Below are 12,137 nucleotides of genomic sequence, written 5' to 3' on the forward strand. Positions count from 1 at the left end.
GTATCTGTTCTAAAGATTTAATTCTACATGAATAGAAGAAAATCCTCTAATGTAAATGCTTGCTCATCATACGTAAAAAACCAATTTTTTTATAGTATACCCACTTTAATCACCCTTCATTCTAATAGGACAACATAAATTTCATGACTTTTCAACATTGTAATCGGACATACTACGGATGGAGGTGATTCTTGTGGAAAATCAACAACAAAACAGACAGGAAGAACAAATGTCATTTACAGCAAAAGTAGCACTAATTGGCTTATTTGGGGGGATAATTTGGTCGCTAGTCGGTTATTTTGTCTTCTATTTTAATTTTATAAGAGTCGGTCCTGCTCTTGCCTTAATGCCTTTTGTAGTAGGAGATTGGAAAGATACGTATATTGGTCAGCTTGTTGGTGTGGCTGTTATCGCAGTTTTATCGATTGGACTAGCCTTCTTATATAAACTAGTATTGCAAAAAATTCATAAGTTGTGGGCGGGAGTTGGCTTCGGTCTTGTTTTGTGGCTTATCGTTTTTTACGTATTAAATCCACTCTTCCCTGGACTTAAGTCAGTACAAAATCTTGATATGAATACGATCATTACGTCAATTTGCTTGTATGTCCTATATGGCACCTTTATCGGATACTCTATTTCTTATGAATATGCAGAGCAGCATCGAAATGACTAAACGTTTACCCATATCACGCAGTTTCTTTTTGGTTTATGCTACAATTGTTATGAAAGATGGGGGATAATCTGGTGATGAAGATTGTCGATGCATGCATATATTAATTGATTTGTAATCTTAATGAATAAATGTAGCTCGATACTTCACGGATAAACACTGTCTTTATGTGACTCGAGTGAGGGAGAGGATATTGTTGAAACGAATTGAGGCATTGCGGACAGAATTCAGGGAACATGGGATTGATGGGTTGTTGCTAACTAGCTCTTATAATAGACAGTATATGACACAGTTTACTGGAACAGCAGGAGTGGCAATTATCTCAGAGCAAAAAGCAATATTCATTACAGATTTTCGCTATATGGAACAAGCTAGGGAACAAGCGAAAGGGTATGAAATTGTTCAACATACTGGACCTATCTTTGAAGAAGTTGCAAAGCAAGTAGAGAAGCTTGGGTTAAAAAGACTTGGCTTTGAGCAATCACACATTACATATGAAGCACATCAAGTGTACGCAAGTAATATGGAACATGTCCAACTAATTCCAGTTGCTGGGTTGGTTGAAGGAATCAGAATGATTAAGGATCAGGATGAAATTCAACTAATTCAAGACGCAGCGAACATTGCCGATGCTGCCTTTGAGCATATTACAACTTTTATAAGACCTGGAATTACGGAGTTAGAAGTATCTAATGAGTTGGAATTTTTCATGAGGAAACAAGGTGCTACTAGTTCATCTTTTGATATTATTGTAGCGTCTGGTTACAGGTCAGCTCTACCGCACGGAGTAGCGAGTGAGAAAGTGATCGAAAAAGGAGAACTAGTGACACTTGATTTTGGAGCTTACTATAAAGGATATTGCTCAGATATTACTCGGACTGTTGCCGTAGGAAATGTGAGTGATGAATTGAAGGCGATTTATCATACGGTTCTCAAAGCGCAACTACGAGGTATGGATGGCATTAAGCCAGGCATGACAGGGAAAGAAGCGGATGCATTGACACGGGATTATATAACGGAAAAAGGATACGGGGATTATTTCGGTCATTCTACTGGGCATGGGCTTGGGATGGAAGTGCACGAAGGACCTTCGCTATCTATGAAATCAAAGACAGTACTTGAACCAGGTATGGTCGTAACAGTTGAGCCCGGAATTTATATCGCAGGTGTTGGTGGAACGAGAATTGAAGATGATACATTACTTACAAAAGGTGGAAATCGTTCCTTTACTCATTCACCAAAACAACTGATAACCTTGTAGCATCGAGTGTATCCGGTGTCCATGGCGTGAGAAGTGTCTCACACATAATCTTTTTGAAAATACTTTAGTAAAATAAGCTAAGAAACTTTTTCCAAGCTGTGGTATAGTAAAGAATGTGACTGAACGTTCAATTATTTGAATGGAAAAGATGGAGGAATAAAGGTATGATTTCTGTAAATGATTTTAAAACAGGATTAACAATTGAAGTAGATAATGGAATTTGGCAAGTAATGGAATTCCAACATGTTAAACCAGGTAAAGGAGCTGCATTTGTGCGCTCTAAACTACGTAATCTTCGTACAGGATCGGTGCAAGAAAAAACATTCCGCGCGGGCGAGAAAGTATCGAAAGCACACATTGAAAACCGTCGCATGGCTTACCTTTATGCGAGCTCTGATATGCATACGTTCATGGATAATGAATCGTATGAACAAATTGAGTTACCGACAGCTCAAATTGAACATGAACTTAAATTCCTAAAAGAAAATATGGTTGTACAGATCATGACATACAAAGGTGAGACACTTGGAGTAGAAGTACCAAATACGGTTGAACTTGAAGTGACTGAGACGGAGCCTGGAATTAAAGGGGATACGGCTTCTGGTGGAACAAAGCCTGCAACATTAGAAACGGGTTTAACAGTCCAAGTTCCTTTCTTTATTAACCAAGGTGATGTTTTGATAATTGATTCACGTAGTAGTTCATATGTTTCACGCGCGTAAAAGGCTACAACTAAGTCAAAAAGGCTGTTGGATAATTTTCTAACAGTCTTTTTGCTGTTAGGAATGAATAGGTTCACTAATGTCTGAGCGAATGAATGAGCTCTCAAGTTTAAATAGTTGATGAAAAGAAAATAAACGCACCCCTGCTAATAAAAAAGGATGAGCTACCTAGCTCATCCTTTTTTTTGTTCTGAATGAGATGTTCCAGTCATAAGGTTGTACAAAGTGATTTTAGTTGAGGTGGAACAATGAAGACGTGGTTTTATACGGTAGAAATGACATTGCTTGTGATGGTAGGGCTAAGAGTAATATCGGGACTTATCGAATTAACAGTCGCGGGTTTGATTCTTAAGTTTAATAGTATTGAAAAGGCGGTAGCGTTAAATGCAATGCTTGCCATTATTGGTCCGACCATTTTTATTACTTCGATAGCATTGGGCTTAATTGGCATGTCTGACAAATTATCTGCATCGAAATTTATCTTTATAGGGGCTGGAGTTTTACTGATTCTAATTGGGATCAGAAAGTAAAGGGGGACGGGGCTAAGATGCTACAAGATATAGCAGCTATTTTACCAGAGAACATACGAGAAATCATAAATCGTTTAGAGCCGAATGTTGTCCAAAAAACTGAAGAAATCCGCCTTCGTGTCAACAGACCTCTTGAAGTCGTCTCAGGAGGGAAACCCTATTATCCATCATTACAAGATCATCACTATATCGTACGAGCAGAGGATGCTAAATATTTATTAAATCAACTTAGTCAGTATTCAATGTATGCATTTGAAGAAGAATTACGCCGTGGATTTATAACGATTAAAGGAGGACATCGAGTTGGGTTAGCTGGAAAAGTCGTCCTTGATCGCGGACAAGTTAAAACATTGCGAGATATAAGTTCCTTTAATATACGAATTGCACGTCAAACAATTGGGGTAGCAGAACGTCTCGTTTCTCAGTTATATGACCAGAGGTGGTTAAATACCATTTTTATTGGTCCTCCACAAACAGGGAAAACGACGATGCTCCGAGATGTAGCGAGACTAATAAGTCAAGGGATGCCAAGTCGAAGAATTGAACCGTTAAAAGTAGGGATTGTTGATGAACGATCTGAGATTGCTGCAAGCATGAAAGGGATTCCTCAACTCGAATTAGGATCACGAGTTGATGTCCTTGATGGATGTCCAAAGGCTGAAGGAATGATGATGTTAATCCGTTCCATGAGTCCAGATGTGATTATCGTTGATGAGATTGGGCGAAAAGAAGATGTTCTGGCTGTCCAAGAAGCCCTTCATGCTGGAGTAAAAGTGATGACAACGGCACATGGTTATTCCCTTGAGGATGTTGAACGTAGGCCAGACTTGAAGTCGTTACTTGATCAAGAAGCGTTTGAACGTTGTGTAGAGTTAACGAGAACGACTCAAGCTGGAGTCATTAAGCGGATCCGCAATCAGCATAGGAAAGATGTGGTGAAAGTGACGTGAAATTGATCGGCGCTGTCATAATCATTCTCGCAACAACCTGGATAGGGTTTGAATGTGCTAAACGCCTTAGTGAACGACCGAAGCAATTACGTCAACTGAAAGTGGCTATTCAGTCACTTGAAGCAGAAATTATGTATGGGTTAACCCCGCTAGCAGAAGCAAGTGAGCATATTGCTAAACAAATGCCAAAACCAGTGTCTTATTTCTTTGAGCATTTTTCCCATCGCTTACTAGACAAGCAAGAAACAGCCTTTGAAGCTTGGGAAGAAAGTTTAAATGAAACGTGGAACCAAACAGCAATGCTCGATAGTGAAAGGGAAGTCATGATGCAATTTGGCTCAACTCTTGGCCAACATGACCGTGAGCAACAGCAAAAACAAATTAAGTTAACCCTGTCACACCTTGAACGAGAAGAACAAGAGGCGAAAGACCGCCAACATAAATATGAACGCATGATCAAAAGCTTAGGATTTCTCACAGGACTCCTAATTGTTATTTTAATGATCTAGCAGTAACGGACAGGAGGAGAGGGTTGTGGTGTATGATGTCAACACCATTTTTCAAATAGCGGGGATAGGAATTGTTGTAGCAATGATTCATACGGTTTTAAAGCAAATGGGAAAAGAAGACTGGGCTCATTGGGTTACCTTGATTGGGTTTGTCGTCGTTTTGTACATGGTGGCGACCATTGTCGATGATTTATTTCAGAAAATAAAAGGGGTATTCCTGTTTCAAGGGTAAAGGAGTGAGTTGCGATTGATATTATCCAAATTGTCGGGTTAGGGCTTATCGCAACCTTCCTAGCCCTTGTAATAAAAGAACAAAAGCCATTATTTGCTTTTATGCTAACTGTATTTGTTGGAGTCCTCATTTTTCTGTTTCTTATAGATGAAATTGTCAAGATTATTCAAATGCTTGAAGGAATCGCAGAGCAAGCAAATATGAATATGATGTATTTGCAAACGATCTTAAAGATTATTGGGATAGCGTATATAGCAGAGTTTGGATCGCAAATTGCTAAAGATGCAGGACAAGCTGCAATCGCATCAAAAATTGAACTTGCTGGAAAAATCCTTATTTTAGTAATGGCAATACCAATTTTAACAGCAGTAATTGAAATGGTTCTCTCGCTTTTACCATCATAATAGGGGAGAGCTAGATTGGAGGGAACACCGTGAATAAACGGTTCATCGTTCAAGGAATGATCGTAGTTATCGTCTTATTACTGTTTGCACCAATCAGCTTTGCTGAAACTGAACCGTTGGACGAGCAAGGATTTGTTGATAAGCAAATGGAACAACTCCAACTAGATGAAGTCCGGTCATATTGGGAACAAATTTCTACAGAGTATGGCGGATTCCTTCCTGAAAGTCAAAAAGGATCTTTTATGGAATTTGTCCGAGGAGAGAAGCAATTCTCTGCCAAAGAATGGGGTATGGGTCTCGTCCGATTTCTCCTTCATGAGTTAGTCGTAAATGGAAAGTTGTTAGGATCACTTATTTTGCTAACTGTTTTCTGCATGATCTTGCAATCTCTCCAAAATGCATTTGAGCAGCAAACGGTCAGTAAAGTTGCTTACGCCATTACTTATATGGTTTTAATGATTATTGCGTTAAATAGCTTTCATGTAGCAATCACATATGCACAGGATGCTGTCAGTAGTATGATTCATTTTATGATTGCGCTGCTACCGTTATTGCTAGCGATGATGGCGGCAATCGGAAATATAACATCTGCCGCTTTGTTTCATCCATTAATTATCTTTTTAGTCAATACTAGTGGGCTACTCATACAGCATATTGTCCTCCCACTGTTGTTTTTATCGGCTGTACTTAGTATTGTCAGTACACTTACTGACCATTATAAAGTGACGAAGCTAGCGACGTTTCTCCGCAACTTAGCAGTAGGAACATTAGGTGTATTTTTAACGATCTTCCTTGGTGTTATATCTGTACAAGGGGCTGCAACGGCAGTCTCAGACGGAATAACGGTTAGAACAGCCAAATTTCTTGCCGGGAGTCTTGTACCCGTCATTGGAAGAATGTTCACAGATGCTGCCGATACCGTGTTAAGTGCGTCACTGTTATTGAAAAATACAATAGGAATGGCTGGGCTTGGGATTTTATTAATGCTTTGTGCATTTCCAGCAATAAAAGTATTGTCACTCGCCATTATCTTTAATTTATCTGCAGCCATTCTCCAACCGTTAGGAGGTGGACCGATTATTGAATGTTTATCAATCATAGGAAAGTCCGTTATTTTCGTATTTGCAGCAATGGCGGTTGTGTGTCTCATGTTTTTTTTAGCTATCACAATTATGGTTGCAGCAGGAAACTTATCTCTCATGATAAGGTAGAAGAGTTTATGCAAAAAGGGCTTTTTTTCCTTTTTGCATAAATTCGAAGCAATGAGCAAACCCATTGCAACCTCCTTGATTTGACACAAGTAGAAGTTCAAAAAAGGTCGGTTTTCGAGGCCACTGAAAAAGGTTGCTTTTTAACTTTTTCAGTGCCCTCCGGTTTCCCCTTTTTTTTAACGAACTCGAACAAACTCTAGAAAGGAGATTCACCTATGGGATTTTTGACGGAATGGCTAACGAATATCATTCTATTAATCTTACTTGCGACCATTTTAGAATTGATGCTGCCAAATTCAAATATGCAACGCTACGTCAAAATGGTTGTCGGTTTACTTTTACTTGTTGTCATGCTGCAACCGATATTATCTATTTTTACAGAAGATGTTGATGAATGGCTCTTTTCCTTATCAAGAGAAACAGAACGGACAGAACAATCACTAAATGATTCAATAAATTTGCAAAAAAGAGAAATAGAGTTGGGAGTAAGTGCATATATCTTAGAACAGGTGGCTGTCCAATTGGAGAGACAAGTAAGAGAGACATTGGAAGATCAACATTCGCTAGAAATTAAACAAGTTGATGTTGAGCTGAATGGTGATCTGGATCAAACAATGGACGAAGAGCAGATTGTAGAGCAAATTCAAGCAGTCCATGTTTATGTACAATCACAAGCCTCTGAATTAGAAGATGAACAGGAGAAATCAAGTGAAGTGTCACCTGTCCAAGTTGTTCAAATTGACACATCAAAAACAATAACGAAGGATACGGATGAAACGAATCATGATTTAAAGCCTGTTCAACAGCTTCTCTCAGAAAATTGGCACATCCCGAAAGAAAAGATTTTATTAGCGTGGGAAGGGGGGAAACAAGCAAAATGAATCGCGATGAACAGAAGGATCAAAAATGGCTACAAGCCCTATTCAAGAAGCCGGAAAATGGAAAAAAGAAAAGATTGCCCCTCCATTATATCTTGCTTCTAGGATGTGTAGGAATTGCACTCATGATAACGGGCAACCTTCTGACCAACCCAACAGGAGACAAAGACCAAACCTTACCCGTTTTTAATGAAGAAGAGGAAGAGGCTGAAGCTGAAGCAACATTTGGGCAGAAGACATCAGCTGAACCGAATTCAATGCGAGACTATGAAATGCGCTATGAAAATCAGTTAAAAGAGGCACTTGAACAAATAGTAGGCATTTCGGATGTATCCATTATGATTAACTTAGCTGAAACAGAGCGCAACGTGTATGAGAAAAATACAAATGAAAAAAAGCAAGACACAGATGAAACAGATCGAGAAGGTGGAACTAGAAAAGTTGAAGACATTTCTCGTGATGAACAGCTTGTTATCATCCGGAATGGTGATAAAGAAGAACCCATTCTGATCCAACAGGAGAAGCCTTCGATAAGGGGAGTGCTTGTCGTAGCCAAAGGGGTTGAAAATGCCCAAGTGAAAAGTTGGGTAGTGGAAGCAGTAAGTCGCTCACTTGATGTACCAACTCATAGAGTTTCGGTAATGCCGAAGAAAACAAAGGGGGATTCATAATGGTCTTAAAAAAGCAAACAGTTTGGTTGTTAACAATGTTGAGTTTAATTATCGTACTTTCTGTGTACTATGTACAATCTCCGGGACCAGTACCTGGTGAGGAAATTGCATTTGTCGATGAAGGTCAAGAAGAAGAGGGAATGGGAATGGAGGAAATGACGGAAGATGGAGCAAATGAGGTTGTCGTCAAAATTGCTGAAGAATTAGATGAGGCGGATGCAGAAGAGTCGGAGTCAGGCGTCATATCGAGTATCTCAACAAATGAAGCATTTGCTACGATTCGAATGGAACTTCAAGCAAGTCGTGATCGTATGGCTGAAGAATATACTAATGTTAGAGCGTCAGCCGATGTACCAGCTGAAATGAAAGTTCAAGCTCATGACAAAAGCATTGCGTTACAACGTTTATCACAAAAAGAATCTCAACTAGAAACGCTGATTATCGCAAAAGGATACGAAGATGCTCTTGTAATGGCAGAGGATGATCAAGTTCGCGTTATCGTTCAAACAGAAGAGCTACCTCGTGAACAAGCAAATGAAATCTTAAGTTTGGTTTATGATCACTTAGGACAGAGCAATACTGTTACCGTTGCCCACCAAGCTTCGAAATAAATGGAAGAGCCGCCTTTATGGGCGGCTTTTTCATTTATAAAGGTTGTGCAAAGTGATTGTAATTAACGATAGTAGAGGTTAAGTCTAGAAAGAGAATTTGCAGCAATGGAAGGAAGAGAAACAAGACACGATAATGATTTTAGCTATAGGCTTATTCTTACAAAGTATTGATGATTAGAATTGAAGATGCATCTCCTCATTTGTCTATGATATAATACGCAAAGTAACTAAAATCTGAGGAGCGATTGGTATGGAATGGAATGATTTAACAGAAGGCGCCAAAGCTGTGCTTGAGCAAACACGGAATATTAAAAATGATAACATTCAAATTGTAGAATTTGAAATCGGGTTTGAACAACAATTTGAAGAAGACGAGCAAGATACATATGCTGTTTCAATTCAAGAGGAAGACTATCAAAATCTAAAACGTTACACGAAAGAAAATGAATATGGTGATAAATATCATATGGCAAGAAACAAAAACATTGTGAAGATTATTTTACTCGAAAGTGGAAAGATTCCTGAAAATTTATCAGAGTTTCCAGTTTTTCGTCAATACAAGAAGGATGCTTTAGTGAAAACTGAAGTGGAAGATGGTGGAGCAGACCTGTCACAAGGATAAGCGATTGTTCAAAGAGGGTGCTTTTCCCCTTGTTGAGCAAGTCTCTGTAAATAAGTCAGTCTAATGCTACTTAGTGAATTGAATTGAAGGGATTCAGCTATCCCTGTCGAAGATAATAATGCGTTATAATCATTATGATATAATTTCTTATAATCATTATGATATAATTTCTTACAATCATTTTTAGAGTCCCTGATTTATAAAGATCAATTGATAAGGGAAAAGAGGGAGTGCACAAATATGTTAAAAGTTCAAGAGTTAAAAGAATTAATAAAAGCACTTGATCAATCAAATGTAGATGAGCTTAAATTTGAGCAAGATGGAACAAAGTTAATTTTGAAAAAACATCAAGAACCAACTCAAACAATAGAAAAGGCAGCTGTTCAAGAGGTGCCGACACCAGTTTTGACACCTCCTGTTCAAGTGGAAACCCCTTCAGTAGCCGCTGTAGCAAATGCAGGAACAAAGGAAAAACAAAGTACATCAAATGCCAATGTACATACAATTACGTCACCGATGGTAGGGACATTTTATTCATCACCATCACCTGATTCAGCCCCATATGTAAAGCAAGGTGAAAAGGTTACAGAAGAATCAGTCGTTTGTATAGTGGAAGCAATGAAACTTATGAATGAAATCGAAGCAGAGGTAAAAGGGAAGATTACAGAAGTACTTGCTGAAAATGGCGAGCTTGTTGAATATGGGCAACCATTATTTGTTGTAGAGCTTGTTTAACATAGGAGAGATAGAATGATTAAAAAAGTCTTAATTGCAAATCGTGGGGAAATTGCGGTGCGAATCATACGCGCATGTAGAGAGCTAGACATAGAAACAGTAGCCATTTACTCGGAAGCTGACAAGGAATCTTTACATGTCAGACTAGCAGATGAAGCCATTTGTATTGGGCCAACCCCTTCTAATAAAAGCTATCTTAATGTTACGAACATCATGAGTACAGCTACATTAACAGAAGTTGATGCGATTCACCCAGGCTATGGTTTTTTAGCTGAAAATGCTGATTTTGCAGAAATTTGTGCTGCGTGTAATATTACGTTTATTGGTCCAAGTCCGCAAGCGATCAATCAAATGGGAACGAAAGATGTCGCAAGAGAAACGATGGCTAAAGCAGGCGTACCAATTGTACCCGGTTCCAAAGGAATTGTTGCTAACATAGAGGCTGGTCATCAAGTTGCAGAGGAAATTGGCTATCCTGTAATCATTAAAGCAACTGCTGGTGGTGGAGGTAAAGGGATTCGAGTTGCTAGAACACCAGAAGAGCTTCAAAAAGGAATGAATATTACGCAACAAGAGGCTGCCACTGCTTTTGGCAATCCAGGAGTATATATTGAGAAATACATCGAGGACTTCCGTCACGTCGAAATCCAAGTATTGGCAGACAATCACGGGAATGTGATCCATCTTGGAGAGCGAGATTGTAGTATTCAACGGCGCTTGCAGAAGTTGCTCGAAGAAACACCATCACCGGCTATTTCAGAAGAAACAAGGCAGGAAATGGGTGCGGCTGCTGTAAATGCAGCAAAGGCAGTTGATTATTCTGGCGCAGGGACAGTTGAATTCATTTATGACCATAACAATGGAAACTTTTATTTTATGGAAATGAATACACGAATTCAAGTAGAGCATCCTGTTACGGAAATGGTTACAGGAATCGATTTAATTAAAGAACAAATTCGCGTAGCAAGTGGAGAAGTCTTATCCGTTACTCAAGAGGAAGTAACATTTAATGGATGGTCAATTGAATGTCGAATTAATGCCGAGAATCCTGCTAAAAATTTCATGCCATCTCCTGGGAAGATTACGAACTACTTAGCACCTGGTGGACTAGGAATTCGCATTGACTCTGCTGCTTATCCGGGGTATGTGATTTCTCCATTTTATGATTCAATGGTTGCAAAAGTCATTACCCACGGGGCAACACGTGCAGAGGCCATTGCCAAGATGAAACGAGCGTTAGAGGAATTTGAAATTGAGGGAGTTGAAACGACGATCCCATTTCATCTTCGTTTGTTAAATCATGAAACGTTCATTTCTGGTGACTTCAATACAAAATTCCTTGAACTTTATGATGTGATGTCTGTAAAACTCTGACAATAAATAGAGGAAGTTCAATCTAGTATTTGGACGCTCTATAAATAGGAGGAAATGAACAATGAATGAAAACCACATTCTTGAACTAGAAGAACAGAAGTCTGAACTTGGTACAGTTGAAATCTCACCAGAGGTGATTGAAGTCATTGCAGGTATTGCGGCATCTGAGGTGGATGGTGTTGCGACATTGCGTGGTAATTTCGCTACTGGTGTAGCGGAAAAGTTAGGAAGAAAAAATCACGGTAAAGGTGTGAAAGTTGAATTAGCTGAAGATGGAATAACCGTTGATGTTTCAGTTATTATCACGTATGGCGTAGCAGTACCTGAAGTCGCTAATCTAATTCAGCAAAATATTAAGCAGGCTCTACAAACGATGACAGCGATTGAACTTCAAGCAATTAATGTTCATGTTGTTGGAGTTCAATTTGAATCAGCTGAACTGGTTGAACAAGACGAAGTCAAATAAACAATACGCGTTGTTTATGACAGTTGAGGTAGTTACCTTGACTGTCTTTTCGTCTTTTTGGGATATAATAGAAGAGATTGTTCAAAAAGGACGCTCTTCCCTTTTTGAACAATCTCGAAGCAATGTGCGGAGCCGTTGCATGGTTTTAAGTCAGCTCTGAGTGGGTTTCTCAGAGCTACGTGCAACGAGAGGAGCCATTGCAACTTCGAAGGGAAAAAAGGACGCTCTTCCCTTTTTGAACAATCTCGAAGCAATGTGCGGAGCCGTTGCATGGTTTTAAGTCAGCTCTGA

General features: G+C 39.1%; 16 protein-coding genes. All 16 read left to right on the forward strand.

Annotated elements, in window-relative coordinates; genetic code table 11:
• The first annotated feature begins 187 nt into the window (after positions 1–187).
• The gene (locus tag SAZ04_RS18390; RefSeq protein WP_431309032.1) at positions 188–673 is read left to right on the forward strand and encodes a YqhR family membrane protein; all 486 of its coding nucleotides are present in this window, start codon (positions 188–190) and stop codon (positions 671–673) included.
• A gap of 193 nt (positions 674–866) precedes the next feature.
• Positions 867–1,931 (forward strand): M24 family metallopeptidase, encoded by a 1,065-nt coding sequence (locus tag SAZ04_RS18395; RefSeq protein ID WP_332697950.1) that lies wholly within the window; start codon positions 867–869, stop codon positions 1,929–1,931.
• Between the two features lie 164 nt (positions 1,932–2,095).
• The gene (gene efp / locus SAZ04_RS18400) at positions 2,096–2,653 is read left to right on the forward strand and encodes an elongation factor P (RefSeq protein WP_332697952.1); all 558 of its coding nucleotides are present in this window, start codon (positions 2,096–2,098) and stop codon (positions 2,651–2,653) included.
• A gap of 248 nt (positions 2,654–2,901) precedes the next feature.
• Complete coding sequence (locus SAZ04_RS18405; RefSeq protein WP_332697954.1) at positions 2,902–3,183, forward strand: YqhV family protein; 282 nt, start codon at positions 2,902–2,904, stop codon at positions 3,181–3,183.
• Between the two features lie 17 nt (positions 3,184–3,200).
• Positions 3,201–4,133: a stage III sporulation protein AA gene (gene spoIIIAA, locus SAZ04_RS18410; RefSeq protein ID WP_332697956.1), complete on the forward strand. Its 933-nt coding sequence runs from the start codon at positions 3,201–3,203 to the stop codon at positions 4,131–4,133.
• Entirely contained in the window at positions 4,130–4,642 is a 513-nt protein-coding gene (gene spoIIIAB / locus SAZ04_RS18415) for a stage III sporulation protein SpoIIIAB (RefSeq protein WP_332697958.1), read from the forward strand. Before spoIIIAA ends, spoIIIAB begins: the two co-directional genes overlap by 4 nt.
• A gap of 25 nt (positions 4,643–4,667) precedes the next feature.
• A complete protein-coding gene (spoIIIAC, locus tag SAZ04_RS18420; protein WP_034630453.1) occupies positions 4,668–4,874 on the forward strand; it encodes a stage III sporulation protein AC in 207 nt (68 codons plus the stop codon).
• Between the two features lie 14 nt (positions 4,875–4,888).
• Positions 4,889–5,278, forward strand: coding sequence for a stage III sporulation protein AD (spoIIIAD, locus tag SAZ04_RS18425; protein WP_332697979.1), 390 nt, complete (start codon positions 4,889–4,891; stop codon positions 5,276–5,278).
• A gap of 56 nt (positions 5,279–5,334) precedes the next feature.
• Positions 5,335–6,489 (forward strand): stage III sporulation protein AE, encoded by a 1,155-nt coding sequence (gene spoIIIAE, locus SAZ04_RS18430; protein WP_332697981.1) that lies wholly within the window; start codon positions 5,335–5,337, stop codon positions 6,487–6,489.
• Between the two features lie 215 nt (positions 6,490–6,704).
• Complete coding sequence (gene spoIIIAF, locus SAZ04_RS18435; protein ID WP_332697960.1) at positions 6,705–7,370, forward strand: stage III sporulation protein AF; 666 nt, start codon at positions 6,705–6,707, stop codon at positions 7,368–7,370.
• Complete coding sequence (gene spoIIIAG / locus SAZ04_RS18440) at positions 7,367–8,038, forward strand: stage III sporulation protein AG (RefSeq protein ID WP_332697962.1); 672 nt, start codon at positions 7,367–7,369, stop codon at positions 8,036–8,038. The genes spoIIIAF and spoIIIAG overlap by 4 nt, the downstream gene beginning before the upstream one ends.
• Positions 8,038–8,649: a SpoIIIAH-like family protein gene (locus tag SAZ04_RS18445; protein WP_332697964.1), complete on the forward strand. Its 612-nt coding sequence runs from the start codon at positions 8,038–8,040 to the stop codon at positions 8,647–8,649. The genes spoIIIAG and SAZ04_RS18445 overlap by 1 nt, the downstream gene beginning before the upstream one ends.
• A 250-nt stretch (positions 8,650–8,899) precedes the next feature.
• Positions 8,900–9,271 (forward strand): hypothetical protein, encoded by a 372-nt coding sequence (locus SAZ04_RS18450; protein WP_332697967.1) that lies wholly within the window; start codon positions 8,900–8,902, stop codon positions 9,269–9,271.
• A 240-nt stretch (positions 9,272–9,511) separates the two neighbouring features.
• Positions 9,512–10,006, forward strand: a complete 495-nt coding sequence (gene accB, locus SAZ04_RS18455) for an acetyl-CoA carboxylase biotin carboxyl carrier protein (protein ID WP_332697969.1) — start codon at positions 9,512–9,514, stop codon at positions 10,004–10,006.
• A 15-nt stretch (positions 10,007–10,021) separates the two neighbouring features.
• Positions 10,022–11,380, forward strand: a complete 1,359-nt coding sequence (gene accC, locus SAZ04_RS18460; RefSeq protein ID WP_332697971.1) for an acetyl-CoA carboxylase biotin carboxylase subunit — start codon at positions 10,022–10,024, stop codon at positions 11,378–11,380.
• 61 nt (positions 11,381–11,441) lie between these two features.
• Positions 11,442–11,846 carry an Asp23/Gls24 family envelope stress response protein gene (locus tag SAZ04_RS18465; RefSeq protein WP_332697973.1) on the forward strand — a complete coding sequence of 135 codons (405 nt, stop codon included), beginning with the start codon at positions 11,442–11,444 and terminating at the stop codon, positions 11,844–11,846.
• Positions 11,847–12,137: the final 291 nt, after the last annotated feature.

The sequence above is a fragment of the Halalkalibacter lacteus genome (assembly GCF_036663595.1).
GTDB lineage: Bacteria > Bacillota > Bacilli > Bacillales > Bacillaceae_D > Halalkalibacter > Halalkalibacter lacteus.